Here is a 25,836-nt window from a genome sequence, read left to right as displayed (position 1 = left end):
TGGGTACTGGCAGGTTGACTGGGCCGACGCCGCCCGCTCCGCAAGTTGCGGAAGGATGTGGCGGCGACCTTGGGTTCAAACAGATTTCATTGAGGAGTTCCACCATGGCCATGTCCATCAACACCAACCTGCAATCGCTCAACGCTCAGCGCAACCTGACCGCTTCGCAAAGCCAACTGGGCACCACCATGCAGCGCCTGTCTTCCGGCCTGCGCGTGAACAGCGCCAAGGATGATGCTGCTGGCTTGGCCATCGCCGAGCGCATGCAATCCCAGGTTCGCGGCATGAACGTGGCCGTGCGCAATGCCAACGACGGCATCTCCTTCGCTCAGACGGCTGAAGGCGCTCTGGGCAAGATGGGCGACAACCTGCAGCGCATGCGTGAACTGGCTGTCCAGGCCGCCAACGGCACCAATGGCACTGCCGACGTGGGCTCCGTGGCCAAGGAATACAACAAGCTGGCCGAGGAAAATAGCCGTCTGCTGACCGCCACCAAGTTCAACGGCAAGAGCGTCTTCAACGGCGCTGACCTGAAGTTCCAGGTGGGTGCCAATACCGCCACCGACAACCAGATCACCGTGGCTTCGCTGGGTGTGACCATGAACGCCACCTCGGGCGCCATGACGGATCAGGCTTCCGCACTGACGGCAATGGACAACCTGGACAAGGATATCGATGCCGTCTCGGCCCTGCGTGCCGACCTGGGTGCCACCCAGAACCGTTTTGAAGCCGTGGTCAGCGGTCTGCAGATCAACTCCGAGAACACCGCAGCCGCTCGTTCGCGCATCATGGATGCCGACTTCGCCAGCGAAACCGCCAACCTGAGCCGCTCGCAGATCCTGCAGCAGGCAGGCACCGCCATGGTGGCCCAGGCCAACCAGCTTCCCCAGGGCGTTCTGTCTCTGCTGCGCTGATCGCGCAACAGCGATTCCGAACCTTGTGTCAGCCGAACTCGGCTGGCATTCAAAAAAAAGGCAATGTGCTGGGCACATGGCCTTTTTTGCGTTCGGGCGCCCGATGTCGGACTGCTCCCGCTACAGGCGGAAGTACTGGGCGGCCAGCTGGTGGATTTCCGCCTCGCTGCGGCTGCTGTTGCTGGCAATGGCCCAGATGTCCAGCACTTCGGGACGGGCTATGGACGCAACGATGGGGAAGCCTGCGGCGCGCAGGGCGTCGTTCATCGACTGCCAGGTGAAGCCGCACCGGTGGGCCATGTAGAGATTGCCTTGCTCCATCGCCGCGCGCCAGCCGTACAGAATGTCCAGCGGGCTAATGGGGCCTGCAGGAGCCACATAGGCCGGCTCGGTCAGCTGACCCTTGGCCACGAGCGCGCAGACCGATTGCAGGTCCGGACAAGTGATGATGGCAAAACCGTCGGGCTTGAGCACGCGCCGGAATTCGGCCAGCGCCAGAGGTACCTCATGAGGATAGAGATGCTCGATATTGTGGCTGGAGTAGATGGCATCCACCGACGCATCGGCTACGGCAGACATGTCGGTCATGGTGCCGATCAGGTCAGGCTGCACCCGCTCATCAATGTCGAGTCGCAGCTCTTGCCAGGCCTCGGTGTTGAAGCCGGGTGTCGTGGTGCTCTTGCGCTGCGGGCCGCAGCCTACATGCAAAAAGGTCTGAGTCATGAGAGAAGTGCGCTGGGCAGCGGCTATGGGTGAAAGACAGCCAAGCCTAACCATGCGCGTGCAGATGAACGATGGAAATTGGCGGGGGAAGCCGGCGTTTATCGCTGTTTAGGCGTGACGCATCATCAGCACAATGCATGGCATCAGATAGGTAAGGCTGGGCAATGTTCCGGCGCGCTGTCTGACGTTCCATAGTCTTCAAGGGTGAGGGCTGCGGAGCGGCTAGCCATTGTTCGTGTCTAACGAGGAGCTGCCCATGGCATCCACCATCAACACCAATCTCATTTCGCTGAACGCTCAACGCAATCTCAATACATCCCAGGGATCGCTGGCGACGACCATGCAACGCCTGTCCTCCGGCCTGCGCGTGAACAGTGCCAAGGACGATGCGGCGGGCTTGGCCATTGCCGAGCGCATGAATGCGCAGGTCCGCGGCATGAATGTGGCCATGCGCAATGCCAACGACGGAATTTCCATGGCACAGACGGCCGAAGGCGCGCTGAGCAAGATTGGCGACAATCTGCAGCGTATGCGCGAGCTGGCCGTTCAGGCCGCCAACGATACCAACAACTCGGCAGACCGCGGTTCTCTGGACAAGGAGTATCAGCAGCTGGCCCAGGAAATCGCCCGCGTGGTCACAAGCACGAAATTCAACGGCCGTCAGCTGCTCAACAATACGGCTGCCACGGTATTCCAGGTCGGCGCGAACACGGGGTCTGACAACCAGATCACGCTGACGTCTGTGGATCTGAGCGCTGCATCGGCCCTCGATGTGACCGCAGGTAGCCCGGCTTCGCTGAACGGTGCACTGGGATCTTTGTCTTCCGGCTCCACGGATGCGACGGCCGCCCGCGCCTCCATGGATTCCATCGACAAGGCACTGGACCTGGTGAATGACAATCGTGCCACGCTGGGTGCTGCACAAAACCGCTTCGAGGCGGTGGTTTCCAATTTGCAGGTGGCCGCCGAGAACGCATCGGCTTCACGCTCGCGCATCATGGATGCGGACTTTGCCGCAGAAACCGCCAACCTGAGCCGCACGCAGATTCTGCAACAGGCCGGCACGGCAATGGTGGCCCAGGCCAATCAGATGCCCCAGTCGGTGCTGAAGCTGATTCAGTAAAAAGTGAAGTGGCGGATGGCTCTGCCCTCAAGTTCGGCAATGGCATGCCGACAAGACGTTGACAGGGCTTTCAGTGCACGATCGAGGAAGGTGCAGACGGTTTGCATGACTGGTCCAGGGTAGCTTTGCCGGGGCTGATAATTGAAAGGGATACGCCATGGGATTGACGGCAGCAGGCATAGGCAGCGGCTTGGATGTCGAGTCGATGATTTCGCAAATGGTCGCACTGCAAAAGCAGCCATTGACGCAGTTGCAGACCAAGGCATCCTCCATCGATACCAAGATATCGACAGTGGGCACACTCAAGTCATTGATGTCCACCCTGAAGGATTCCGCCAAGAAACTCAGCGACAGCAGTGCCTGGCAGCTGACCACGGCGTCCTCGTCGAATACGGCGGTTGCGATCAAGGTGACCGGCGCGGCTGCGCCTGGTGCATCGGAAATCTCGGTGCAGCAGCTGGCGCGTGCGCAGTCGCTGGCCAGCGCAAACTTTGCCGTTGCGAATGGAGCCACTTCGGCTGTTTTCGGTGCGGCGGGAAATCTTACGATCACGAATTCGTCGGATCCGTCCAAGACGACCGGGCCGATCGCCATCACGGCCAATATGACATTGGACCAAGTGGCGGCAGCCATCAATCAGAAATCGGCTGCCAGTGGCGTCACGGCTTCAGTGCTGCAGGATGCGAACGGCCAGCGTCTGGTGATGCGCTCCAAAGACTCGGGGGCCACCAACGCCTTCACCGTCTCCGGCGATAGCGTGATCACGGATGCCCTCGGCACGACGGGAGCCTCCCCCTCCGCCGTGCTTCAGCCGGCACAAAATGCCAAGGCTACGGTCAACGGCATTGCCGTGGAATCGGCCACCAATGAATTCAAGAAGGTTCTGCCAGGCTTGAGCTTCACGGCGAGCCAAGTCACGCAGGCCGGCGCACCAGCAGTGGTGTCGGTGGTGTCCGATACCGAGGGCATGAAGAAGAACCTGCAGACGTTCATGGATGCGTACAACGCACTCAACGACAAGCTGAGTGAGCTGACCAAGTACGACTCCGAAAGCAAGACCGCCGGAGCCATGCAAGGCGATTCAACCATCGTCGGCCTGCTCTCGGGCCTGCGGGGAGTGTTGTCTGGGAGCCTTGGGGGGATCAATCTGTCGGATCTGGGCATTCAACTGGCCAAGGGTGGCAAGCTTCAGTTTGGCACCTCTACAAGCGACAAGGCCAAGCTGGAGTCTGTTCTGCAGGATCCTGCCAAGCTGGCTCAGATGTTCTCGGCGGAAGGGGAGGCAGGCAAACCGCAAACCCAGGGCCTGGCCGTGCGCATGTACGAATTTGCAGACAAGATGCTGACGTTCGACACCGGCCTGTTCGACACCAAGACCAAGAGCCTGACGCAGCTCAAGAAGGACAACGAAAAGGCCCAGGATCGAGTGAACGACCAGGCCCAGCTCTTCGAGCAGCGCATGCGTGCGCAGTACGCAGCGCTGGACAAGAAGATGGGCTCGTATTCGGGGCTCAGTGCCTATATGTCGCAGCAAATCTCGCAGTGGAACAGGGGCTGATTCGGCCTTTAGTTTGCAGCTGAAGTGTCGATACAAAAGCCAGACACTTGGAAAAAAATATGTACACATCGCTCAATCGCAATGCGGCCAACGTCTACAAGCAGATGGGGGTGCAATCCGTGGTGGACGGCGCTTCGCCGCACACCTTGATCCAGTTGCTTTTCGATGCTCTTGAAGCTTCTCTGAACGCGGCAAAGGGCGCCATGCAACGCGGCGATGTGGATGAGAAAGGCCGTCAGATTGGCAAGGCCGTCCGCATTCTTGAAGAAGGGCTCAAAGCAGCGCTGAATCAGGAACAGGGAGGTGAAATTGCCCAGAACCTGGCCTCCCTCTATGACTACAGCATCACCCAGATCACACTGGCCAACCTGCGCAATGATGTGTCCCTGCTCGAGGCTGCACAGAATGTGATTGCCCCCGTCGCACAGGGTTGGCGCGAAATGGGCCAAACCGCCTAACTAGAAAATGGAGCACACATTGATCGACTTCTACCGCGCCATTGAGGAAAGCAGCGCCAAGATGCTGCAGGCCGCCCAGGCCAAGGACTGGGACGGTGTTGCGCGCTATGAGGGCACTTGTGCCGTGCTGATCGAGCAGCTGCGCTTTCGCTCGCGTGACGAGAAGCTGGCACCCGAGCTGCGCCAGGAAAAGGCGCGCATCATGCAGCGCATCCTGCGCAACGATGCCCAGATTCGCGTACTGGCAGAGCCCTGGCTGGCCAGCTTCGAACATATGTTCGACGGCCAGCCGCATGTGATGCACTGATCGCCGGATCATCCAGCCCCAAGCCCTGCTGCAGCGATGCAACAGGGCTTTTTGCTGGCAGCAACAACGGCTGAGGAGTCAAGTCTGAAGGGCCTTGAGCCCGATTCCTCAAAGCGCTGCGAGCGATCAAGGGGAATGCACCAGAAGACAGCCGCGCTGCCGCAGCGCAAAAGGCAAAGCCGCCGGGCGGGCAGATGGAATCTGCCCGCCCGGCGGCTTCTGTGGTGGTGAACGGCCCGCGCCTGGCGCACCGTTTCAGGGGGATCAATGCGAGCGCATCTTGGTGCGCAGGCGGGCGATGGCCTGGCTGTGCAGCTGGCAGACCCGCGATTCGGTCACGCCGAGCACAGCAGCGATCTCCTTGAGGTTCATGTCGTGCTCGTAGTACATGCCCATCACATATTGCTCACGCTCCGGCAGGGCCTTGATGGCCTCGACCAGCGCCGCGCGCATGCGCTGGTCGCGCAGCAACGCAAAGGGATCGGACCCCGAGTCGGCCACATGCCGCTCCAGGTAGTCGTCGCCATCGTCGCCGTCGCCGCCGCCGATGTCCTCGAGATAGACCAGCTGCGTGCCGCGCACCTTGCCCAGCAGGGACTGATAGTCGTCCAGGGCCATGCCCAGCTCGGATGCAATTTCCGACTCCAGCGGAGGCCGGCCCAGCCGCTGCTCCAGGCGGTTGAGCGCCTGCTCGATTTCCTTCTGGCTTTTGCGCGAGCTGCGGCTCATCCAGTCGCCTTCGCGCAGTTCGTCCAGCATGGCGCCACGGATGCGCTGGCTGGCGAACGTATCGAATTGCACGCCTTGCTCGCTCTCGAAGCGCGACAGCGCTTCGGCCAGACCGATCATGCCGACCTGGATCAAGTCATCCAGTTCGACGTTCGGCGGCAGTTTGGCGATCATGTGCAAGGCAATCCGACGCACAAGCGGCACATGCTGACGAATCAGCGCGTCGCGGTCGAGTTGGCCTTTGGCGGTGTACATGGCAGTCAATGGCTCCAGACAAGGGGTTCAGGCGCGGCAGCGGCCATGGGCTGGGCATGCATCGGCAGGATGCAGGCCGTCTTGAGCATGTGCAGCGTGAGCTGATGCAGATCGCTGGACTGGCGCCAGCGCAGTCGCATGAGCACCGGGGCATCGCCCAGGTGGCGCTGCGAACACTGTAGCAGTGCATTCAGGCGCTGCAGACGTGTCTGAGCGTTTTGCTGGGCTGTCTGCGAACGGCTCTGCTTGCGGCTCCAGTCGTATTTCTGCGGGCCGTCTGCCACGACCGGTGCTTCCAGTGCGGCAATCGTGCACTCCACGCCGGCAAACACGGCCAGATGCTTGAGCTGGCGGTAGCTTTCGATCAGGTGTTCAGTGTCGGGCGGCACGACCAGCAGCGGCTGCAGGCCCTGGCCTTGCAGCAGCGGCGTCAAGCTTTCGCTGCTGGCATAGATGATCACGGTGGTATAGCCGCGCACATAGGCTTGCAGGGCCGTCAGCATGTCCAGCCCCATCTCGTCGGCCGAGGCCTTGAGCTGCTTGAGACCCAGCCGCGCGGGCAGGCTGGCCACCGACTGGGCATCGCCGGCGCCGGAGCGCAGACCTGCCTGGGCGTGCCAGGCATGCTGCGCCAGCAACTGGGCCAGACCGGGCGTGTGAAAGGATTCGGCCTGGCTGCCGTCGAGCACCAGCACCTTCTGGCCCAGGCGCTGCAGCTGGGCACACAGCGGCCAGAGCACGGCCTGCTCGGCGGCCGCACCCGATGCGCTGTGCAGCACGGCCAACACGCGCAAGCCGACAGTGCTGGCATCGCTCACATGCAAAGCCATGCCCTGATGCAGTGGAGAGCGGCTCTCAAGCATGGGCCGCCTCTGGGCCGCTGGCGGACGAAGGGGTGAAGAAAAAGTCCAGATCCAGCGACTGGGGATCAAACGCCGACTTGGCAGCCGAGCGCATGGAGGCCGAGACCAGCAGCTGCGCATTGGCGCGCTCGAAGTCTTCGGGCACGCGCTGGCCGTTGGTCACGCCGCGCAGCTGGATCTGGTGGCGAATCAGCGTATCCACCGAGGGGCCGACCTTCACGGCTTCATCGACCTTGGTGAGGATGGCGTGTTGCGACCCGCGCGCCTTGAAAGCCTGCATGACGTCGTCCTGCGCATCGCCCTGTGCGGCCGCGTTGACAGCCAGCAGCTGCTGCACGCCGTCAATCGCCAGCACATCCATGATCTCGTCCTTGCGCGGATCACGCGGGGCCACGCCGGTGGTGTCGATCAGCACCATCTTCTTGCTCTGCAGCAGGCCAAGCAGGTCCTGCAGCGCAGCCTTGTCATGGGCCTGATGGGCCACCATGCCCAGCATGCGGGCATAGGTGCGCAGCTGGTCATGGCCACCGATGCGATAGGTATCCAGCGTGATCAGGCCCACGGATGCAGGACCGTGCTTGGCCGCGCACAGCGCCGCCAGCTTGGCCGTGGTCGTGGTCTTGCCCACACCGGTCGCACCGACCAGGGCAAACACACCGCCTTGCTCGTAGATCGCAGGCTGGGCGGCATCGGTGCGCAGATTGCGCTCCAGCACCTGCATCAGCCAGCGCACGGCGTCACCGGCGGAGAGCGTCTCGGGCAGCTTCTCGATCAGTGCACGTGCCAATGCGGGCGAGTATCCGGCGCGGATGAGCTTGTGCATCAGGCTGGACTGGATCGGGTTCTGGCGCGTCTGGCCCAGCCAGGTCAGCGTGTTGAAGCGCTCCTCGATCAGGTCCTTCATGGACTGCATTTCCTGCATGAAGTTCTGGGGCACGGCCATACTGGCGGGCCTGGCGCTTTCCTTGAGCTGAATCTTCTCGGGGCGCAGAGGATTGTGGCGAACCACCCCCGCCGCAGCCATCTGGGACTTGGCAGCCATGGCCGGGCGCTCGCTATTGCGCTCCTGCACGCGCTGGGCAAAAGTGGGCAGTGCTTCGCTGCCCTCCAGCGACGACTCATGGCGGCGGCGCAGCATGCGTTCGCGCACATAGTCCTGGAAAGTCAGCGTGCTCATGGACAGCTGCTCCACATCGTCCTGCACGGAGTGCTGGGCCAGTTCGTTGATGGCCTTGACGGGCTTGGTCTGGACCTGCATCTCGCGGGCCTGCTCTTCTCTGGCCGTCTGGCGCGCCTGCACATGCTCCAGGGTACTCATGGCGTCACCGCCTGGGCTGCGTCTGGCAGCAGCAGGCGCCAGGGGCGAGTGCTCCTTGCGCAGACTCCTGTCTTCGTCACTTGCCCGGCGTTCCAGCGCCTTCTGCAGGGGCGAGCCGGTCTGCATGCCGGCATCCATGTCCTGCAGGGTCTCTTCGGCCGTGGCCATGACTTCCACTCCGTCCGGCGTCTGGCGGTTGGAGAGAATCAGGGTGCCGTCGCCAAAAACCATGCGCGCCTTGGCCAGGGCCTCGCGGGCGGTCGGGGCGTAAAAGCGTTTGATATTCATGCGGTTGCACCTTTAAGAATCGGGCCGATGCGGATGGTGTGCGTCTCGGGAATCTCGCTGTGCGCGAGCACCTGCAGACGCGGCGCCACACGGCGCAGCAGCTTGGCAAGAGAGTTGCGGATGACGTCCGGCACCAGCAGGCAGGCGGGCAGACCCAGCTCTTCCTGTTGGTTGGCCACATCGACCGCTTTTTGTGTGAGGATTTCAGCCACGCCGGGGTCCAGCGATGGCGCATTGGGGTTCGACAGTGCCTGCACCAGCAGACGCTCCAGGCCGGGCTCGATGGCAATCACATTGAGCTCGCGGGTCGGACCGTAGATCTGCTGCACGATGGCAGGCGACAGCGCAATGCGCACGCGACGCGCCAGCTCCACCGGATCGGCCGTCTGCGTGGCGTTTTCGGCCAGCGTCTCGATGATGGTGCGGATATCACGAATGTGCACAGAGTCCTCCAGCAGCAGCTGGAGCACTTTCTGGAACGTTGTGATGGGCACCATTTTCGGGATGACTTCTTCGATGAGTTTGGGGGCCAGCTTGGCCACATGGTCAACGAGCTGCTGCGTCTCGGTACGAGACAGCAGCTTGGCAGCGTGCACTTGCATCAAGTGTGACAAATGCGTCGCCATCACGGTTTCCGAATCAACGACGGTAAAACCGGCCATTTGTGCCGCTTCCTTCTGCCGCTCGTCAATCCAGTGTGCAGGCAGACCGAAGGCCGGATCGGTCGTGGCCGTGCCGATCAGCGGCGTGGTGATGCCGCCAGGGTTGATGGCCAGGAACATGCCGGGAAAGGCTTCGCCCTCGCCCACCATGACCCCGCGCAGCGTCATGCGATAGGCACTGGGCTTGAGCTCCAGGTTGTCGCGCACATGCACGGCCGGCGGCAGAAAGCCCACCTCCTGCGCAAACTTGCGGCGCACGCCCTTGATACGCGTCAACAGGTCGCCCTGGCGGCTCTTGTCCACCAACGCAATCAGGCGATAGCCCAGCTCCAGGCCCAGCAGGTCCACGGGCTGGAGATCGTCCCAGCTCGCTTCGCCGTCATTTGGCGCGGCCTGCTGCTGGGTTGCCGGAGCACTGCTTTGAGCGGCCTGACGGGCTTTTTCGCGCTTGTCCAGCATCCAGGCGCCCCAGCCGAGCAGGATCCCCATGCCGATGAACACCAGATGCGGCATGCCGGGAATCAGGCCCAGCAGGATCATCACGCCCGCCGTGATGCCCAGCACCTTGGGGGACATGAACAGCTGCTGCACGATCTGGCGGCCCATGTCGGATTCCTTGCCCACCCGCGAGATCACCATGGCAGAAGCCACCGAGATCAGCAGGCCCGGAATCTGCGCCACCAGCGCGTCACCCACGGCCAGCAGGATATAGCTGTCGGCCGCCTGACCCGCTGACAGGCCATGCTGGGCCATGCCGATGATCAGGCCGCCGATGACGTTGATCACCAGGATCAGGATGCCGGCAATCGCGTCACCGCGTACAAACTTGCTGGCACCGTCCATGGATCCGAAGAAATTGGCTTCCTCGCCCACTTCGGCGCGGCGTCGCTTGGCTTCCTTCTCGTCGATCAGGCCGGCGTTCAGGTCGGCGTCCACGGCCATCTGCTTGCCGGGCATCGCGTCCAGGGTGAAGCGGGCCGAGACTTCGGCAATACGCTCTGCGCCCTTGGTAATCACCACGAAGTTGATGACCACCAGAATGCTGAACACGATCAGACCCACGGCAAAGTTGCCGCCGATCAGGAAGTGGCCAAACGCCTCGATCACTGCGCCTGCTGCGCCGGGGCCGGTGTGGCCTTCCATCAGCACGACACGCGTCGACGCCACGTTGAGCGACAGACGCATCAGTGTGGTCAGCAGCAGCACCGAAGGGAAGGCCGCAAAATCCAGCGGCTTGATCATGTAGGCCGCCACCATCATCACCATCAGCGCCACGGCGATATTGAGGGTGAAGAAGGTGTCCAGCAGCCAGGGCGGCACGGGCAACACCATCAGCCCCAGAATGGCCACCACCAGTATGGGAGCAGTCATCCCTTGCAGGGCACCGGCGTTCGAGCCAGACCACTTCTGGAACAGTTGCAGAGGATTCGACGACATCACAGATTACCTTCTTGCTGCGCGGCAGCATCGACCGCCGCAGGCTGGGTTCGGCCACGGTGCGGATCCAGCTCCACGGGCACGGGGGGCTCGCCCAGGGCATCGGGCATGGGCCCCTGTCCGCCCAAGGCAGCCTTGAGACGATAGACATAGGCCAGCACCTGGGCCACGGCGGTGTAGAGCGCGGCGGGGATGGCCTGGTCGAGATCGGCATGCGCGTAGAGTGCGCGTGCCAGCATGGGCGACTCCAGCACCGGGATCTGGTGCGCGCCCGCGATTTCGCGAATCTTGAGCGCCACCAGATCGGTGCCTTTGGCGATCACCTGGGGCGCGGCCATGGTGGCGTCGTCATAACGCAGCGCCACGGCATAGTGGGTCGGGTTGGTGACCACGAAGTCGGCTTTCGGCACGGCCGAGACGCTGGCCCGGTCGGCGATCTCGCGCTGCTTCTGGCGGATCTTGCCCTTGAGCTGCGGATTGCCTTCGGACTCCTTGTGCTCCTGCTTCACTTCCTCATGGCTCATCTTGAGGCGCGACTTGAAGAGAAAGGCCTGCAGCGGCACGTCGATCAGGGCCACCAGCAGCACTACGATCAGCAGCAGGGTCACGCCCGTGGTCAGCCAGGAGCCGACCATGGCGAGTGCCATGGGCGATGGCTGGGCCGACACCGAGGCAATCTCTGCAATATTGGCACTCATGTACTTCCAGGCCACAAAGCCCAGCACGGCGGTCATGAACACCATCTTGACCACCGTGGTCAGTTGCTGCTTGGAGAACAGGTTTTTGAGACCCGACAAGGGGCTGAGCTTGCCAAAGCGCGGTTGAATGGGCTTGAAGCTGAAGATCCAGCCACCTGCCGCCACGCCGGACAGCACCGAGGCCGAGGTGGTCACCAGCGCAAAGATCAAGGATATTCCAAGACCCAGCATCAGCATGGACTGGAAGCGCTCCAGCATCAGCGCCGGAGTCTTGGCCGCCGCCGCATTGAACACCAGCTGATGGGCCATGGCCTCTCTCAGATGGTTGATCATGGGCTGGGTGCCCATCAGCATCAGCAAGGCGCCCGTCCCCAGGATGGCCAGATGCGACAGATCGCGCGAACGCGCACCCTGACCTTCTTCACGCGTCTTCTGCAGCTTGCGTTCGGTGGCGGGCAGGTTTTTGTCTTGGGATTCGGACATGGCGCACGGACGGATTGGATAGCCCGATTGTCCGAATCCGGCGCCCCGGCAATGCGTGGATAAGCGGCAGCCAAGCCCTGCTTATGCACGACTCTGCCCTATGGACACCGATCAACTTGATGGACTTCTGCGCTCGCCAGCCAGGGGTGGAAGGCTGTTTCCGGCGACCTCCCTCTCGCCCAGACACTCAGGCCTGGGCTTGCGGCATGCCCAGCTTGAGTTCGCTGAGCATGCGCAGCAGCATTCGGTTGAGGTCCTCGGCCTCCCACTCCTCCTGCTCGCGCAGTTGCCGGATGGGCGCAGGGTCACGGCTCTCCAGAGCCTGGCTCATCTGCAGCACGGCGGCATAGGGACCGGTGCGCGTGACGATGGCATCGAAGATGCGCTCGTTCAGCGGTGTACGCCGCAAGATGGTGGCCACCGGCTCATGCAGCAGCAGGTCCAGCTGCGAGAACAGGCTGCACAGATACATCTCGCGCTGCAGGTCCAGACTCACCCCGGCCTCGATCAGCTGCTCGGCCAGCCTGGCGCGCAGCACGACCTGCGTGCGCAGGGGCACCAGGTCCGGTTCGGTGCAGGCATGGGGCAGCTGGTCGGCCAGCCAGCGCTCCAGCGTGCCCAACCCCAGCATCACCAGCCCGCGTCTCAGCGAGTCCACGCCGCGGCGCAGGCCCAGTGCAGCCGAGTTGGTATAGAGCAAAAAGCGATAGGCCAGCACCGGGTCCGAACCCAGTATCTCTTCCATCACATCCAGCGACTGCTCCTTGTCGATGGCCTTCATGAGCCTGAAGAGCGCATCGCGCGAGGGCTGGGGCTGCTGCAGCCGAAACGCCTGCATGGTGTCCGCTACGGGCCAGCCGGCCACCGCGGCCGCTTCGTGCTCATCGAGACAGGAGCGCGCCAGCTCCAGGCTTTGCAGGCTCTGGTACATCTGGCCGTCGAGCAGGCTCAGGGGCTGGGAAGCAAAAAAGCCCGAGGCAGCCTCCTTGTCCGCATCCTTGGCCGGATGGCTGGAACGCACGGCATTGGGCAAGCCTGCGGCGCCTTCCGGCGGCAGGCTCAGCAGGCTGCTCGCAAAGCAGCGCGCCGCGTCGGCATCGGGCACATCGGCCAGCGATCCGCCCCAGACCAGCATCAGCCCGCGTGCCTGGGCCTTCTGCACCAGCTCGTAGATCCCTTCATCCTGCTGCAGCCAGTCGCCGCGCACCTCGATCCAGGGACTGCCCTGAGGCGCATGCTCCAGAAGATTGCACAGAACCTGGCGGGATTGCGGCGATATCAGCAGCGGCGGCGCCTGACGGCTCCAGATCTCATCCACCGTGCGCAGGAAATGCGCCATGTCGGCAGAGGAGCCCGAATCCTCGTGCACATAAAGCTGAATCCCTGCCAGGCGTCGCGTGCGTCCCCAGAGCGGCCGATAACCAAGAGTCAAGGAGCTGAGGGCAGACTGGGTCATGGAGGATTTGGACAGGTAAACGACGAGACATCAAGACGGGCAGAGCCCGCTGGAGTCAGCCGATGTAGTTGAACAGCGAAAGCTTCTGCATCTGCGCATAGGACTGCAGGGCGGCCTGCAAGCCCACCTTCTGAGTCTCCACCTGCGACAGCGCCGTGATCATATCGATATCTTCGGCACGCGAACGGGCTCCTTCCTGCGTCAGTGCCTGATCCTTCATGTCGGACTCCAGACGGTCTGCCCGGTTGAGCTGGTCGCCCGCATAGCTGCGCATGGCCTGTACCCGGTTCATGCCCGAATCCAGCTCGCTCAGTGCGCGCCCCAGCCCCTGCTGCAGTGCGGCCGATCCAGCAGTGCCGCCCTTGACCGTGGCAATGGCCTGATCGAGGACGCTGAAGATATCCGTACGCGTGCTGGGAGACAGGGTGAAACGGTCGCCGTCGGCCGGAGCTCCCTTGATGCTGATCTGCTGGCCGCCGACGGCAATGGCCTGCCCGTCCTTGTAGGGGGTTGCCGCAACGACGGGATTGGTCGCCGTGGCCGAGCTGGAGTTGATCTCGTAACGGACCTCGCCGGTGGTCGGATCCTTGGTGAACACCAGGGTGTAGCTGTCACCCGTGACCTGACTCGGATTGGTGACCGAACCCACATCCGCCCAGGCCTTGCCGGAGTTGGAGGCTGCGCCGTTGACTTCAAACACTCCGTTGCCGGTAGGCACGTTCAGCCAGGCTGCATGACCGTCCAGAGAGATGGGCAGGCCGTTGTCGCTGCCGGTGTTCTGGCCGGGATTGAGCTGGCTGGTCGAGCCCGGAGGCGTGCTTTGCAGCGGCGTATCGGGACTGCCCAGCCCGCGGAAAATGGGCAGTCCGTTGGAATCCTTGGCGTTGGCATAGCCGAGGATCTGCTCGCGCAGGCTCTGCATCTGCTGGACCAGAGAGTCGCGTGCCACCTGGTCATACGAGCCATTGCCGGCCTGAAGCAGCAGATCGCGAAAATCCAGCAGAGCATCGTGGGCCTTGCCCAGCTCGGACTCGCCCTGGGCAATCACATCGCGCTGGGCTCCGAGCACGCGCTGGTCATTTTCGGAGCGGGTGATGCGGGTACGTGCGCGCTCGGCCTGGGCCGCAGCAACCGGATCGTCGCTGGCGCGCAGCACGCGCTTGCCCGCCGTGGTCTTCTCCATCAGATCCACCAGGCTGCTCTGGCGAGAGCCCAGGTTGTTGATGGTGCTGTCATACATATTGGCCGTGCCAATGCGGTTGATGCTCATGCCTGTTCTCCGGCGGAAGGGGGTTAACGGCCGACGGCCTGGATCACGCTGTCAAAAATGCCCTGGGCCACCTGCAGCATCTTGGCCGAGGCCTGGTAGGACTGCTGGTACTGCAGCAGCTTGGCCGCTTCCTCGTCCAGATTGACGCCGGACACTGCGGTGCGATCGCCCTCCAGATTCTTGGCAATCGAGTCGGACAGCTTGGCCGCGTAGGCTGCGCTTTGCGTGCGCGTACCGATCTGCGCCATGGCGGTGGAAAAACCGTCGCTGAGCGTGGTTGCGCCATCGAAGATCACGGCGTCGCGCAGCGACAGGAAGGAGCTGGCATTGCCGGTATCCGAGCTGTAGAAGCTGTTGGGTCCGAAGCTGACGGTATCGCTGGTGCCGCCATTCACCGCTGGCGTCCCGGTGAGCGTCACCTTGAGACCCGGAGCCAGCTCGATCGCCTTCCCGGAGATATAGGCACCTGTCGCCGCCACGCCGCTGGGAGCCGGAGTGATGGTATAGGTCATGCCGCCCGCCCCGTCCGGAGCGAAGGACAAGGTGGTGCCGGCAGGGAAGGCAGAGGCATCGAAGCCTTTCTCCACTTTCAGGCTGGACATGCGGACGGCAGCATCGCCCAGAGAGTTGATCTTGGCCGAGACCGGGTTGGCCACCGCCAGGTCGTTGCCGGAATGCACCATCGTCTGAATATCGTGCGCCGCCGATGCCACGGGGCTGAACAGCACGGACTGGCCGGCCTGGCCATCGTTTTTGAGATCGAACTGCAGACCGTCGATCGTCATGCCGCGCAGATCCGTCAGATCGTTGAAGGCCGTGGTCTGGCCATCCGACAGGCGCACCACCTTGCCCTTGGGCGCATCGTTGCCGAAAACGACCTTGTAGTCCGAAGCCTTGAGCGCGCTCGAGTCCTTGACCGTGACCGTGGGCGTATCGGGCTGTCCCCATTGAGCTCCCGTGGTGGAGCCCGTGGTCGTCATCGGAATATTGAACAGCGCCCCGCCTTTCTGACCCGACAAGGTCAGACCCAGCTGGTTCTGCGTATTGAGCGTATCGCCGATCGAGATCACCATGCGCCCCAGCAGGTTGCGTCCCTCGCCCAGATCGTTGTTCTGAAACTGCAGCAACCCGGCGATCTCGCCGCCACCGGCCATGGCTGGAGTCAGCTCCACGGGCTGACCGCCCTGCTGCTGGAAATACAGGCTCATCTTGCCACTGCCAGGGTACTGCGTGGACTCCTGCAGGTTGAGCTTGGCTGCGCTCTGTCCCAGCACCAGCGGCTGGCTGCCGCCCACGAACAGGCTGATGGAGCCGTCACCGGCATCCACCTGAGAGGTCTGCACGTACTTGTTGATGTCACGCACCAGCTGGTCACGCTGATCGAGCAGATCGTTGGGCGTGTGGCCGGTGGCGACGGCGCGGCTGATCTGGCCATTGAGCGCCGCCACCTGTTCGGACAGGCTGTTGACCACGTTCACGTCGTTCGTCATCTGCTGACGCGTGCTGTAATCCATCTCGTCAAGCTGGGCCGACGCAGAGCGGAAGCGTGCAGCCAGCTCGCTCATGCGCGTCAATACCACCTGGCGGGCCGAAGAGTCGGTAGGCGCGCTGCTCACATCGGCAAACGCATTCATCATGTCGTTGATGGCCGCGCCCAGGCCGTTGCTTCCGCCGGAGAACACCTCCTGCAGCTGGTTGAGCGAATTCGAGCGCGCGGAGTCAGCGGCACTTGCGGCGGTGGCCGCCGTCGCCTGGCGATTGAGCAACTCGCTGAAGTTGCGCAGGATGGTCGCCACATCGGCGCCATTGCCGATATAGCCATTGCCGATGTTCTGGCCCGCCGAGGTCTGGAAAGCCACGCTCTGGCGCGAATAGCCCGCGGTGTTGACGTTGGCGATGTTGTGCCCCGTGGTTTGCAGGGCGATCTGGTTGGCCATCAGGGCGCGCGCGCCCACGTTCAGAAGACTCATGACTGGTTCTCGGTGATCTTGTTGATCTGGGCGGCACGGGCGCTGGCACCCAGACGGCTTGCGACATTGGCGCTGTTGTTGCCGGCGTTGGCGACGGTGACCTGGGCCACGCTCTGGATGGCGCGGCTGAGCTTTTGCGCATAGGCCGGATCGGTGGCGTAGCCGGCCTTTTGCAGCTCGCTGGCATAGGCCTGGGCAGAGCCGGTCTGGGCCATGGCTTTTTCGTAGCGCGGATTGCTGCCGATCAGACGTGCGTAGTCGCGGAAGGACTCCTCGTAGGAGTCATAGGCGCGGAACTTGGCCGTCACCTTCCTGGGCGCGCCATTGATGTATTCAGTGGTCGTGACTTCGGCGACCTTGCCCGTCCAGCTGCCACCGGCCTTGATGCCGAACAGGTTGAACGAGTTGCTGCCGTCCTTGTTGCGGATCTCGCTCCGGCCCCAGCCCGTCTCATGCCCGGCCTGACCGATCATGTAGTGGGCCGGAATGCCGCTCTCGCTGGCCACACGCTGGGCCGCGCCGGTGTGTGCCGTCACGAAGTTGTCGCGCCCCTTGGGGGCCGGGGCATAGGCATTGATCGATTGCACAGCCTGGCTGCGGCTGCCGCTCCAGGCACCGTTGCTGCCCACATTGCGCCACGCATTGCGGCTCAGACTCAGTGTCGAGGGCACGGCAATTTCGGCATCCTCGGCAGCCTCAACGCCCATGCTGCGCGCCAGTTGCTTGCTGATGGCATCCGTGAGGCCGCCGGGCTGGCCCGCCATGGCCACCGAAAGCTGCTGGTCCAGCAGATCGGTGCTGAGATTGCCCTGCGCGCTGTCGAGCAGGCCGGACTTCATGGTCGCCTCGCGCATGCTCTTGATCATCTCGCGCATGAACAAGGACTCGAGCTGCTTGGCGGTCTCGCGCGCGGCCTGCGGGCTGTTCTCGCCAGCGGCCGTCTTGAGCGCATTGAGCGAGCGGGCATCGACGGCCAGAGCATTGCTGGCCGCCAGGGATGAAGAATGGGACAATGACGTGCTCATATCACCTCCAGCTCGGCGTCCATGGCGCCTGCTGCCTTGATGGCCTGCAGGATGGCCAGCAGGTCCTGAGGCGTGGCGCCCAGTGAATTCAGCGCCCGCACCACATCGGTGAGCTGGGGCGAATTGGGCATGTTGATGACCTTGCCGGGTTCCTGCTTGACCTGGATATCCGACTTCTGCGCCACCACGGTCTGTCCCTGCGAGAACGGTGCGGGCTGGCTGATCACCGGCGTGGTGCTGATGGTGATGGACAGATTGCCGTGTGCAATCGCGCAGGGGCCCAGGGTCACGGCCTGATTGAGCACGATGGAGCCGGTGCGTGCATTGATGACCACCTTGGCCGCCGGCTTGGAGGTCTCGATGGGCATCTCCTGGATCTCGGCGATCATGCGCACGCGCGAGCCCGGATCGACGGGGGCATTGACCTGCACCGTGCGCCCGTCCAAGGCCATGGCCGTGCCCGCTCCCATACGCTGGTTGATGGCGCGCACCATCTTGTCGGCAGTCTGGAAGTCGGTCTGGTTCAGGCCCAGCGTGATCGTGTTGCCCTGGTTGACGGGGGTGGGCACTGCACGCTCCACCTGCGCGCCCTGGGGCACGCGACCCGCGTTCAGGTGATTGACCTGCACCTTGGAGCCGCCGGCCGCAGCCCCGGCTCCGCCGACCACCACATTGCCCTGGGCCAGGGCGTAGATCTCGCCATCCGCGCCGCGCAGCGGTGTCGCCACCAGCGTACCGCCCTTGAGCGATTTGGCGTTGCCCATGGAGGAGACATTGATGTCGATCGCCTGGCCGGGCTGTGCAAAGGCCGGAAGCTCTGCGGTGATGATCACCGCCGCCACATTCTTGAGTTGCAGCTGGGCCGCATTGCCCGTGGCCGGCAAGGCAATGCCCATCTGCTCCAGGTAGTTGGCCAGCGCCTGCTTGGTGTAGGGCATCTGCGTGGTCTGGTCGCCCGTGCCGTCAAGGCCGACCACCAGGCCGTAGCCTGTCAGCTGGTTGCTGCGCACACCCTGAATGGCGGCAACCTCCTTGATGCGTGTGGCATGCGCAGGCAGGGTGAGCCCGCTGGCGCCAAGGGCTGCGACCACCAGCAAGGTGGTGTGCACAGGGCGCAGTGACAGGAGCGTGGACAGTACTTTCATACTGCCCATTCTCGGAAGAATCAGAACGGCATAACGTTCAAAAAGAACCGGGACAACCAGCCAATTGACTGGGCTTCACCGGCCTGGCCACGGCTGCGCGACTCGACCCGCAGATTGGCCACCTGGGTGGACGCCACGGTGCTGCCCGGACGCAGCGAGCGCGGGTCCACCGTCCCCGTGAAGCGCAGCACATCGACGTTGTGGTTCACGCCGATCTGTTTCTCGCCGGCAATCACCAGATGCCCGTTGGGCAGCACGTCGACCACGGTCGTGGCAATCGAGCCCGTGAAGGTGTTGTTGCTGCTGGTCGCGCCCGAACCCTTGAAGTCGTTCTTGCTCTCGGCCCCCAGGGTAAGAGCATCGGCGACCGTCTTCTCCGCGCCCCCCCTGAGCAGCGGCAGCGAGGTGATGCCCGTGCTCAGCTCGTTGGCACGCCCGACCTTGGAGTCCGTGCTCTGGCTGGCCGAAACGCGCTCGACGATCTGCACCGTCACGGCATCTCCCACCATGCGGGCGCGCTGATCCTCGAACATGGGCCGATAACGGCTGGCGTTGAACAGGCTGCCGGTGGGAGCCTGGGCTGTCTGCTCGCGCGGCTGCAGCACCGGAGGTGCGGTCGAAGGCATGTCCACGGGCGGCGGCGGATTGAGCGTGACGCACCCCGAAACCAGCAAGGCCGCAGTGAGGGCACAGACCGACGGGCAATGGGAAACAATGGCTTTGAACATGGCGGCAAGTCCTTGGCAGTCAGGCGCTTCGCCCCTTGTGCCTTGCGTGCGCAACGCACGCTATCTAAACAGTAGCTTCTAGCGCTTTCTCGACGATGAATTCGATAGGTATTTCATCTGAAACACATATCTGTCAAGCGCAAGCAGCTCCTCAGTGCATAGTGATCAATCAGAGCTGCGCCAGCTTGGCCAACATCTGGTCGGAGGTCTGGATCGCCTTGGAATTCATTTCGTAGGCGCGCTGCGTCTGGATCATCGTCACCAGCTCCTGGACCACGTTCACGTTCGACGCTTCGAGGTAGCCCTGCTGAATCGTGCCCAGGCCGTTGGTGCCAGGCGTGCCCTGCTGGGGCTGACCCGAGGAGGCGGTCTCGACGTAGAGGTTCTGGCCGCGCGGCTCCAGACCGGCGGGATTGATGAACTGGCTCATGGCGATATTGCCCACCTGCTGCGGAGCGGCCTGGCCGGGCATGGTGACGCTGACCACGCCGTCATGGCTGATCGACACCTTGGTCGCGCCCTGCGGGATGGTGATGCCGTTGGCCACGGGAAGGCCGCTGGACGTCACCAGCTGGCCCTGGGCATTGACCTCGAACGAACCATCGCGGGTATAGGCAATCGTGCCGTCCGGCATGTTGACCTCGAAGAAACCGTTGCCGTTGATGGCCACATCCAGCGCATTGCTCGATTGCTGCAGACTGCCCTGCAGAAAGTTGCGGCTGGTGGCCACGGTGCGCACACCCAGCCCCAGATGCAGGCCGGTGGGCAGCTGATTCTGCTCGGTCGTCTGCGATCCGGACTGACGCAGATTCTGATAGATCAGATCCTCGAAAACCGCATTCGCACGCTTGTAGCCGGTCGTGGAGACATTGGCGAGATTGTGCGAAATCACGTCCAGCTGCGTCTGCTGGGCTTCCATGCCGGTCTTGGCAATGAACAGCGAATTGATCATGGCGTATTCCTTTGGCTATCAGCCGTTCAGGCTCAGCAGCTGGCTGGCGGATTTATCGTTGGTTTCAGCGGTCTGCAGCAACTTCATCTGCTGCTCGAACTGGCGCGAGGCAGCGATCATGCCGACCATGGTTTCGACGGAGTTGACGTTCGAGCCCTCGATCGAGCCCGACAGCAATCGTGCCGTTTCGTCATTGGGCAGCGCATCGCCCTGGGCCGCGCGAAAAAAGCCGTCATCGCCGCGCACCAGCGGCTCATCGACGGGCGGGGTCACCAGCTTGATGCGCCCCACGGCCACGGGCAGCTGATTGCCCGTCTTGGCCGTCAGCGTGCCGTCCGAGCCCAGCGAGATCGTGGACTCGGGCGGGATGTCGATGGGAGCGCCTCCATCGGAGAGCACGGCCTGCCCGTTGCTGTTGACCAGCTGCCCTTCGGGCGAGATCTCGAAGACGCCGTTGCGGGTGTATGCCTCCTGGCCATCGAGCCCCTGCACGGCAAACCAGGCGCGGCCCATGGCCATGGCGTCCAGCGCCCTGCCAGTGCGCTGGGCTGGACCTGCAGTCTCCTGATAGCCGGAGGTAGCTTCCAGCGCAAACACACGCGTGCCGGCACCGGAGCCCTGCAGCGGTACCGAGCGGAACGCGGACATCTCGGCGCGAAAGCCGTTCGTGCCCGCATTCGCCAGGTTGTGGGCCAGCACGGCCTGACGCTGGGCAGCCGCATTGGCGCCGGTCATCGACGTATAAATGATTCTGTCCATGCTGACCTTCCTTCTGTCAAATCAATCGCCTTGGCGGCTTCCCCTTCGGGGCGGGAGAGCGCAAAGCGTCTCGGGGGCTTATCCGTTAACGCAGATTCACCAGGGTGGAGAACACCTGGTCCTGCGTCTTGATGGTCTGGGCATTGGCCTGATAGGAGCGCTGAGCCGTCATCATGTTGACCAGCTCCGCGGTCAGATCCACGTTGGACTCCTCCAGAGCGCCGGACTGCAGCGAGCCGAAGGTGCCGGTCTGGGCCGAACCGTTGAGCGCAGGACCCGAATCGGAGGTGGCCACCCATTTGTTGTTGCCGATGGAGCCCAGGCCCTGGGTATTGGTGAAGGCCGCCAGAGCGATCTGGCCTTCGGTGCGCGTGACGCCGTTGGAATACGAAGCCACGATGGAGCCGTCGCGCCCCACATTGATGCCCGTCAGTGCCCCCGAGGTATAGCCGTCCTGCTTGAGGCTGCTGACGGCAAACTTGGTGCCGAACTGGGTCAGGCCGCCGAAATCGAAGGCCACGCCGAACGCAGGCAGTCCGTTGGGATTGGCCGAACCGCCGCTGATGCTCAGGTTCAGCGTGGAGCCCGACCCCGTGGTTGGCGCATTGGGAGTGACGCTGGTGAGCTTGCCGCTGGCATCGAACACGGCCTTGCCGATGGGGGTGGCCGTGGCATCGAGCGAGTTGAAGATGTTCCAGGTGTTGCCGGTGGCGTCTTTCTCGAAGTACAGGTTGACGGGAATCGCCGTGCCCTGCGTGTCATAGACATTGAGCGAGGTGCCGTAGGTGGCACGCGGCGTGGCGGCAACCGGCGGCGTGGCCGTCGCGTCGCCGGCGGCCGCCGTGGCGCGCGCATCCAGGTTCAGCTCCACATTCACCTTGGACGTCTGCTTGGCAGGAATCGGCTGCCCCGTGGGAAAGCTCATCGGCACGGGCGTGGCACCCGACTGGATCTTGCCGGTCGAAGGATCCACCACGTAGCCCATGACATTGTCGTTGTCCACGGTCTTGAGGTTGCCCTCCTTGTCCAGACCGAAGTTGCCGGCACGCGTATAGGCGATGCTGCCATCGCTTTGCTTGACGACGAAAAAGCCGTTGCCGTTGATGGCAATGTCCAGGTTGTTGCCTGTCGAAGTGATGGAGCCCTGCCGGAACTGCTGGGACACGGAGGCCACGTTGACACCGATGCCGCTGCTCTGGCCGCTGGCCGAGCCGATGGCACTGGCGATCATTTCGGCAAAGTCGGCACGCGAAGCCTTGAAGCCCGTGGTGTTGGAGTTGGCAATGTTGTGGCCGATGACGTCCAGATTCTTGCTGGCCGCGTTCAGACCGGAGAGACCTTGTTGAAAACCCATGATGTGTTCCTCAATCAGTAAACGGCCTTGACGCCGGAATAAGCCACGCTGCTGCCGTTGTCGAGCTCCAGAGACAGCGCACCGTTGGCCGAGCTGGTGGCGATCACGGCATGCTGTGCCAACGGGGTCGATGCCACGGCGGTCGTGCCATTGGTGGCCACCACGCTGTAGCGCAGTTGCGAAGCATCGCCGCTGTACTTGGCCTTGCCGTCCCAGGTGAAGTAGTTGCGTCCGGCAGCACCGGCACCGAGATCGATGGTGTCCACCAGCTCGCCGCCGGCCGTGGTGATCTGGATCTTGACGCTGGCAGCCTGGCTGTCCAGATCGAAGGCGGCGGTATGCGTGCCATCGGCCGCCACGCCCAGGGTGTTGCCCTCGGTCAGCACGGTACGGCCGATCATGGAAGTGCCTTGCAGCACCTGCATGGCCGTGAACTGGCTGGACATGGAAGCCATGGTCTGGTTCAGTTGCTGAATCCCGGTCACGGTATTGATCTGCGCCATCTGCGAGGTCATCTGCGCGTTGTCCATGGGATTCATGGGGTCCTGGTTGTTGAGCTGCGCCACCAGCAGCTTGAGGAAGCGGTCCTGCGCCTCGTTGGGATCGGTCACCGCATTCTTGGTGTTGCTGGTGGAGGTGGTCGTGGTGCCGTCCACGCTGTTTGCGCCGTAGATCATGTGCGTGTTCCCGGGCTTACTGGCCCATTTGCAGAGTCTTGAGCAGCAGCGTCTTGGCCGTGTTCATGACTTCCACGTTGTTCTGGTAGGAGCGCGAGGCCGAGATCATGTTGACCATCTCGTCCACGGCGCTCACGTTGGAATGGGTGACATAGCCGTCACCATCGGCCAGCGGATTGCTGGGATCATGGATGCGGCGTCCAGGCGTGTTGTCCTCGCTGATGGCATTGACCTTGACGCCTGCGCTGCCGTCGTGGCCCATGGGAACGGTCTGGAACACGACCTGGCGCGCCTTGTAGACGCTGCCATCGGGCCCGGCCACGGCATCGACGTTGGCCAGATTGGAGGCCACCACGTTCAGACGCTGGGACTGGGCGCTGACCGCACTGCCCGAGATATTGAAGATGGAAAACATGGACATGGTTGAGCTCCTGGGCTTACTGGCCTTGAATGGCGCTGAGCATGGTCTTGGCCTGGCCGTTGATGAAGCGCAGCGTGGCTTCGTAGCGCACGGAGTTGTCGACAAAGTTGGCGCGCTCGCGATCCAGATCCACGGTGTTGTTGTCCAGGCTGGGCTGGGAATTGACCGAATAACCGAGCCTGGCCTTGAGCGCCTCGTCCGACATCTGCGCCTGCAGCGGAATGTGGCCTGCCGCCGTGACGCTGGCCTGGGCCAAAGGCCTGGGTCCACTGGTCGCGGCCAGCAAGGCCTCGCGAAAGTTGAAGTCGCGTGCCACGTAGCCAGGGGTGTCCGCATTGGCGATATTGCTGGCAATCGCACGCTGGCGCTCGGCGCGCAGCAGCAGCGCCTCGCTTTGGAAGTCCAGACGTTCGGTCATTTTGTTCAGCATTGCGGCCTCGCTTTCAGAATTCGGGACGCCGGAGCCCACGGACTGCGGCATGCGAGGATTATCAAAATCGGCAGCGCGAACTAAAGCGCGAAGAAAGCGGTATTGCGCTGGCACTTCAAGCCATTGGGCAAGCCGAGTCGCGCCTATATTTGCAGCCATCGTCTGCAGCCCTGTGCCTGCGGATACTTCAAAGGATTGATGCATGTCTGGCCGCTTTTCCCTGTTTCTGCGCCTTCGCCCCTCTCAAGGCCTGGCTGCGGCATGGGGTCTGGGTGCGCTGCTGCTGGCACCTGGCGCTCAGGCCCAGGACGGCGCGGCGCAGCTCAGCCAGATCGGCCAGCGCTTTGTCGATGCGGCACTGCACCAGCCATCGGCCGAGACGCCGCAAGCCGGCAACGGCATGGCTTTGCGCATGGAGGTCCAGATGGGCCAGCTGGACTCACGCCTGCGTCTGGCGGCCTGTGCCAAGGTCGAACCCTATCTGCCTGCGGGCAGCCGCCTCTGGGGGCGCACCCGGCTGGGCCTGCGCTGCGTGCAGGGCAGCGTGCCCTGGAACGTGTTCCTGCCCATCACCGTGCGCGCCTATGGCCCGGCCTGGGTGGCGCAGGGCAATATTCCCGCCGGCAAGACGCTGAGCGCGGAAGACGCAGTGCCTGCGGAGGTGGACTGGGCCGAGGACAGCGCCGCCGTCTTCGCCAATGCCCAGGACTTCATCGGCATGGTCGCAGCCCGCCCGCTGGCATCCGGCCAGGCCCTGCGCCAGAACATGGTGCGCCCGCCGGCCCTGTTCACGGCAGGATCGCCCGTGCAGGTGATGATCAACGGTGGCGGCTTCAGCGTGGCCGGCTCGGGCAAGGCCATGGCAGCAGCCGGAGAAGGGCAGCAGGTACGGGTTCGCATGGATAATGGTCGCCTCGTCACGGGAACGGTCAATGCCAGCGGCGTGGTTCTGGTTCAATAAAAGAGAGTGCATGCTCACTTTAAAAACCATGCCAAATATTCCTCAAGTTTTACACGCCCTTGTCGAAAGCAAGGCTACAGCGCCCTACGCCGATACAGGGCGATTGGAGAACCCGCATGAAGATAGGCAATAAGCCGGACCTGCAGCAGACCGCTGCAGCCGCCAAGCAGACCCCGAAATCCGCGACCACGGTTGCCACCGAAGAATCGACCAAAGGCTTGTCCGAGCGCGCCGCCGGCGTGCCCGTGTCCTTTTCGTCCTCGGCCCGCGCCCTGGACAGCCAAAGCCGCACCAATACCGACTTTGACGCCGATCGCGTCAAGGCCATGCGCGAAGCCATTGCCAATGGCAGCTTCCGCGTCAATGCCGAGGCCGTTGCAGACAAGCTGCTGGCCAATACCGAAGAATTCCTGGTTCATGCCCGCGGCTGACGCGCCCGAGCCTGAACTCCCGAACAGAGGCTGAACCGATGACCTTGCAGGAAATGCTCGATTCGCTGGATGCGGTGATTCAGACCGTTTCGGCATCGCTGCAGTCACCGGACGCATCCGCGCTGGAACAGTCCAGCACCCGCCTTCGTGACGCCATGGTGGCGTTTTCCCAGCTCGTCAAACGCTTTTCGGCCGATGACTGGACGCCTGCGCTGCGCGCGCGTGCACAGAACCTGGACCGCGAAATCTCACTGGTGCGAGACCAGCTGGCACGGCTTTCCGTGCTCAACCAGCGCCGCACCAAGGCACTGGTGCCGGCGGCCGAAGACAGCACCTACGAGAGCAGCCTGCGCGGCGCTTCGCAGACAGGGCGTGCACGCATTTACCACGCCGCCAGCTGAGTCAGGCCGTCTCGGCCATCTCCATCAAGAAGGCGGGCCG

At 63.2% G+C, this 25,836-nt stretch carries 26 protein-coding genes; 8 read left to right on the top strand and 18 right to left on the bottom strand.

The window, feature by feature from the left end:
• The first annotated feature begins 104 nt into the window (after positions 1–104).
• A complete protein-coding gene (locus tag E2583_RS09385) occupies positions 105–914 on the top strand; it encodes a flagellin (RefSeq protein ID WP_291595154.1) in 810 nt (269 codons plus the stop codon).
• 120 nt (positions 915–1,034) lie between these two features.
• On the opposite strand, the gene E2583_RS09380 is transcribed toward E2583_RS09385, so the two are convergent.
• The gene (locus tag E2583_RS09380; RefSeq protein WP_291595153.1) at positions 1,035–1,637 is read right to left on the bottom strand and encodes a methyltransferase domain-containing protein; all 603 of its coding nucleotides are present in this window, start codon (positions 1,635–1,637) and stop codon (positions 1,035–1,037) included.
• 256 nt (positions 1,638–1,893) lie between these two features.
• Here E2583_RS09380 and E2583_RS09375 point away from each other — a divergent pair, with 256 nt between their 5' ends.
• The 4 genes from E2583_RS09375 to E2583_RS09360 all read left to right on the top strand — a co-directional run bounded on the left by E2583_RS09375 (position 1,894) and on the right by E2583_RS09360 (position 5,083).
• Entirely contained in the window at positions 1,894–2,760 is an 867-nt protein-coding gene (locus E2583_RS09375; RefSeq protein ID WP_291595152.1) for a flagellin domain-containing protein, read from the top strand.
• Positions 2,761–2,917: 157 nt separating this feature from the next.
• Positions 2,918–4,318 (top strand): flagellar filament capping protein FliD, encoded by a 1,401-nt coding sequence (gene fliD / locus E2583_RS09370; protein WP_291595151.1) that lies wholly within the window; start codon positions 2,918–2,920, stop codon positions 4,316–4,318.
• A 59-nt stretch (positions 4,319–4,377) separates the two neighbouring features.
• Positions 4,378–4,776 carry a flagellar export chaperone FliS gene (gene fliS, locus E2583_RS09365; RefSeq protein ID WP_291595150.1) on the top strand — a complete coding sequence of 133 codons (399 nt, stop codon included), beginning with the start codon at positions 4,378–4,380 and terminating at the stop codon, positions 4,774–4,776.
• A gap of 7 nt (positions 4,777–4,783) precedes the next feature.
• A complete protein-coding gene (locus tag E2583_RS09360) occupies positions 4,784–5,083 on the top strand; it encodes a flagellar protein FliT (protein ID WP_291595149.1) in 300 nt (99 codons plus the stop codon).
• Positions 5,084–5,347: 264 nt separating this feature from the next.
• Here E2583_RS09360 and E2583_RS09355 read toward each other — a convergent pair whose 3' ends face one another.
• The 17 genes from E2583_RS09355 to flgB form a co-directional block, all read right to left on the bottom strand.
• Positions 5,348–6,067, bottom strand: a complete 720-nt coding sequence (locus tag E2583_RS09355) for an RNA polymerase sigma factor FliA (protein ID WP_291595148.1) — start codon at positions 6,065–6,067, stop codon at positions 5,348–5,350.
• 5 nt (positions 6,068–6,072) lie between these two features.
• Positions 6,073–6,930: a hypothetical protein gene (locus E2583_RS09350; protein ID WP_291595146.1), complete on the bottom strand. Its 858-nt coding sequence runs from the start codon at positions 6,928–6,930 to the stop codon at positions 6,073–6,075.
• Positions 6,923–8,536, bottom strand: a complete 1,614-nt coding sequence (gene flhF / locus E2583_RS09345; RefSeq protein ID WP_291595145.1) for a flagellar biosynthesis protein FlhF — start codon at positions 8,534–8,536, stop codon at positions 6,923–6,925. Before flhF ends, E2583_RS09350 begins: the two co-directional genes overlap by 8 nt.
• Positions 8,533–10,635, bottom strand: a complete 2,103-nt coding sequence (gene flhA / locus E2583_RS09340; RefSeq protein WP_291595143.1) for a flagellar biosynthesis protein FlhA — start codon at positions 10,633–10,635, stop codon at positions 8,533–8,535. Before flhA ends, flhF begins: the two co-directional genes overlap by 4 nt.
• A complete protein-coding gene (locus E2583_RS09335) occupies positions 10,635–11,816 on the bottom strand; it encodes an EscU/YscU/HrcU family type III secretion system export apparatus switch protein (RefSeq protein WP_291595141.1) in 1,182 nt (393 codons plus the stop codon). Before E2583_RS09335 ends, flhA begins: the two co-directional genes overlap by 1 nt.
• 187 nt (positions 11,817–12,003) lie before the next feature.
• A complete protein-coding gene (locus E2583_RS09330) occupies positions 12,004–13,272 on the bottom strand; it encodes an HDOD domain-containing protein (protein WP_291595139.1) in 1,269 nt (422 codons plus the stop codon).
• Positions 13,273–13,327: 55 nt separating this feature from the next.
• Complete coding sequence (flgL, locus tag E2583_RS09325; protein ID WP_291595138.1) at positions 13,328–14,542, bottom strand: flagellar hook-associated protein FlgL; 1,215 nt, start codon at positions 14,540–14,542, stop codon at positions 13,328–13,330.
• Positions 14,543–14,565: 23 nt separating this feature from the next.
• Complete coding sequence (gene flgK, locus E2583_RS09320; protein ID WP_291595136.1) at positions 14,566–16,512, bottom strand: flagellar hook-associated protein FlgK; 1,947 nt, start codon at positions 16,510–16,512, stop codon at positions 14,566–14,568.
• Positions 16,509–17,537, bottom strand: coding sequence for a flagellar assembly peptidoglycan hydrolase FlgJ (gene flgJ, locus E2583_RS09315; protein ID WP_291595134.1), 1,029 nt, complete (start codon positions 17,535–17,537; stop codon positions 16,509–16,511). The genes flgK and flgJ overlap by 4 nt, the downstream gene beginning before the upstream one ends.
• Complete coding sequence (locus E2583_RS09310; protein WP_291595132.1) at positions 17,534–18,682, bottom strand: flagellar basal body P-ring protein FlgI; 1,149 nt, start codon at positions 18,680–18,682, stop codon at positions 17,534–17,536. The genes flgJ and E2583_RS09310 overlap by 4 nt, the downstream gene beginning before the upstream one ends.
• A gap of 20 nt (positions 18,683–18,702) precedes the next feature.
• A complete protein-coding gene (locus E2583_RS09305; protein ID WP_291595130.1) occupies positions 18,703–19,410 on the bottom strand; it encodes a flagellar basal body L-ring protein FlgH in 708 nt (235 codons plus the stop codon).
• A 169-nt stretch (positions 19,411–19,579) separates the two neighbouring features.
• A complete protein-coding gene (gene flgG / locus E2583_RS09300; RefSeq protein ID WP_291595129.1) occupies positions 19,580–20,362 on the bottom strand; it encodes a flagellar basal-body rod protein FlgG in 783 nt (260 codons plus the stop codon).
• Between the two features lie 18 nt (positions 20,363–20,380).
• Positions 20,381–21,121: a flagellar basal-body rod protein FlgF gene (gene flgF, locus E2583_RS09295; protein ID WP_291595128.1), complete on the bottom strand. Its 741-nt coding sequence runs from the start codon at positions 21,119–21,121 to the stop codon at positions 20,381–20,383.
• An 85-nt stretch (positions 21,122–21,206) separates the two neighbouring features.
• On the bottom strand, positions 21,207–22,475 hold the full coding sequence (gene flgE / locus E2583_RS09290; protein ID WP_291595126.1) for a flagellar hook protein FlgE: 1,269 nt from the start codon (positions 22,473–22,475) through the stop codon (positions 21,207–21,209).
• Positions 22,476–22,489: 14 nt separating this feature from the next.
• Positions 22,490–23,152: a flagellar hook capping FlgD N-terminal domain-containing protein gene (locus E2583_RS09285; protein ID WP_291595124.1), complete on the bottom strand. Its 663-nt coding sequence runs from the start codon at positions 23,150–23,152 to the stop codon at positions 22,490–22,492.
• A gap of 16 nt (positions 23,153–23,168) precedes the next feature.
• Complete coding sequence (flgC, locus tag E2583_RS09280; RefSeq protein ID WP_291595122.1) at positions 23,169–23,573, bottom strand: flagellar basal body rod protein FlgC; 405 nt, start codon at positions 23,571–23,573, stop codon at positions 23,169–23,171.
• Between the two features lie 16 nt (positions 23,574–23,589).
• Positions 23,590–24,003 (bottom strand): flagellar basal body rod protein FlgB, encoded by a 414-nt coding sequence (gene flgB / locus E2583_RS09275; RefSeq protein ID WP_291595121.1) that lies wholly within the window; start codon positions 24,001–24,003, stop codon positions 23,590–23,592.
• A 202-nt stretch (positions 24,004–24,205) separates the two neighbouring features.
• Between flgB and flgA the strand changes: the two genes are divergently transcribed.
• The 3 genes from flgA (at position 24,206) to E2583_RS09260 (ending at position 25,796) form a co-directional block, all read left to right on the top strand.
• A complete protein-coding gene (flgA, locus tag E2583_RS09270) occupies positions 24,206–24,964 on the top strand; it encodes a flagellar basal body P-ring formation chaperone FlgA (RefSeq protein ID WP_291595120.1) in 759 nt (252 codons plus the stop codon).
• 116 nt (positions 24,965–25,080) lie between these two features.
• Positions 25,081–25,395 carry a flagellar biosynthesis anti-sigma factor FlgM gene (gene flgM, locus E2583_RS09265; protein ID WP_291595119.1) on the top strand — a complete coding sequence of 105 codons (315 nt, stop codon included), beginning with the start codon at positions 25,081–25,083 and terminating at the stop codon, positions 25,393–25,395.
• A 38-nt stretch (positions 25,396–25,433) separates the two neighbouring features.
• A complete protein-coding gene (locus E2583_RS09260) occupies positions 25,434–25,796 on the top strand; it encodes a hypothetical protein (RefSeq protein WP_291595117.1) in 363 nt (120 codons plus the stop codon).
• The last annotated feature ends 40 nt before the right edge of the window (positions 25,797–25,836 follow it).

The organism is Comamonas sp., assembly GCF_009360615.1.
Lineage (GTDB): Bacteria > Pseudomonadota > Gammaproteobacteria > Burkholderiales > Burkholderiaceae_C > Comamonas.
The sequence above is the reverse complement of the archived record's forward strand: the minus strand, read 5'-3'. Positions and strand labels throughout refer to the sequence as shown.

Coding starts and splice junctions, on each gene's coding strand:
- E2583_RS09350 (WP_291595146.1), bottom strand. CDS start 6,930: ATGCTTGAGAGCCGCTCTCCACTGCATCAGGGCATGGCTTTGCATGTG.
- E2583_RS09375 (WP_291595152.1), top strand. CDS start 1,894: ATGGCATCCACCATCAACACCAATCTCATTTCGCTGAACGCTCAACGC.
- flgG (WP_291595129.1), bottom strand. CDS start 20,362: ATGATCAATTCGCTGTTCATTGCCAAGACCGGCATGGAAGCCCAGCAG.
- E2583_RS09330 (WP_291595139.1), bottom strand. CDS start 13,272: ATGACCCAGTCTGCCCTCAGCTCCTTGACTCTTGGTTATCGGCCGCTC.
- E2583_RS09380 (WP_291595153.1), bottom strand. CDS start 1,637: ATGACTCAGACCTTTTTGCATGTAGGCTGCGGCCCGCAGCGCAAGAGC.
- E2583_RS09355 (WP_291595148.1), bottom strand. CDS start 6,067: ATGTACACCGCCAAAGGCCAACTCGACCGCGACGCGCTGATTCGTCAG.
- E2583_RS09310 (WP_291595132.1), bottom strand. CDS start 18,682: ATGAAAGTACTGTCCACGCTCCTGTCACTGCGCCCTGTGCACACCACC.
- fliD (WP_291595151.1), top strand. CDS start 2,918: ATGGGATTGACGGCAGCAGGCATAGGCAGCGGCTTGGATGTCGAGTCG.
- flgB (WP_291595121.1), bottom strand. CDS start 24,003: ATGCTGAACAAAATGACCGAACGTCTGGACTTCCAAAGCGAGGCGCTG.
- flgE (WP_291595126.1), bottom strand. CDS start 22,475: ATGGGTTTTCAACAAGGTCTCTCCGGTCTGAACGCGGCCAGCAAGAAT.
- flhA (WP_291595143.1), bottom strand. CDS start 10,635: ATGTCGTCGAATCCTCTGCAACTGTTCCAGAAGTGGTCTGGCTCGAAC.
- E2583_RS09385 (WP_291595154.1), top strand. CDS start 105: ATGGCCATGTCCATCAACACCAACCTGCAATCGCTCAACGCTCAGCGC.
- flgJ (WP_291595134.1), bottom strand. CDS start 17,537: ATGAGCACGTCATTGTCCCATTCTTCATCCCTGGCGGCCAGCAATGCT.
- E2583_RS09335 (WP_291595141.1), bottom strand. CDS start 11,816: ATGTCCGAATCCCAAGACAAAAACCTGCCCGCCACCGAACGCAAGCTG.
- flgM (WP_291595119.1), top strand. CDS start 25,081: ATGAAGATAGGCAATAAGCCGGACCTGCAGCAGACCGCTGCAGCCGCC.
- flgA (WP_291595120.1), top strand. CDS start 24,206: ATGTCTGGCCGCTTTTCCCTGTTTCTGCGCCTTCGCCCCTCTCAAGGC.
- E2583_RS09305 (WP_291595130.1), bottom strand. CDS start 19,410: ATGTTCAAAGCCATTGTTTCCCATTGCCCGTCGGTCTGTGCCCTCACT.
- E2583_RS09360 (WP_291595149.1), top strand. CDS start 4,784: ATGGAGCACACATTGATCGACTTCTACCGCGCCATTGAGGAAAGCAGC.
- E2583_RS09260 (WP_291595117.1), top strand. CDS start 25,434: ATGACCTTGCAGGAAATGCTCGATTCGCTGGATGCGGTGATTCAGACC.
- flgL (WP_291595138.1), bottom strand. CDS start 14,542: ATGAGCATCAACCGCATTGGCACGGCCAATATGTATGACAGCACCATC.
- fliS (WP_291595150.1), top strand. CDS start 4,378: ATGTACACATCGCTCAATCGCAATGCGGCCAACGTCTACAAGCAGATG.
- flgF (WP_291595128.1), bottom strand. CDS start 21,121: ATGGACAGAATCATTTATACGTCGATGACCGGCGCCAATGCGGCTGCC.
- flhF (WP_291595145.1), bottom strand. CDS start 8,536: ATGAATATCAAACGCTTTTACGCCCCGACCGCCCGCGAGGCCCTGGCC.
- flgK (WP_291595136.1), bottom strand. CDS start 16,512: ATGAGTCTTCTGAACGTGGGCGCGCGCGCCCTGATGGCCAACCAGATC.
- E2583_RS09285 (WP_291595124.1), bottom strand. CDS start 23,152: ATGATCTACGGCGCAAACAGCGTGGACGGCACCACGACCACCTCCACC.
- flgC (WP_291595122.1), bottom strand. CDS start 23,573: ATGTCCATGTTTTCCATCTTCAATATCTCGGGCAGTGCGGTCAGCGCC.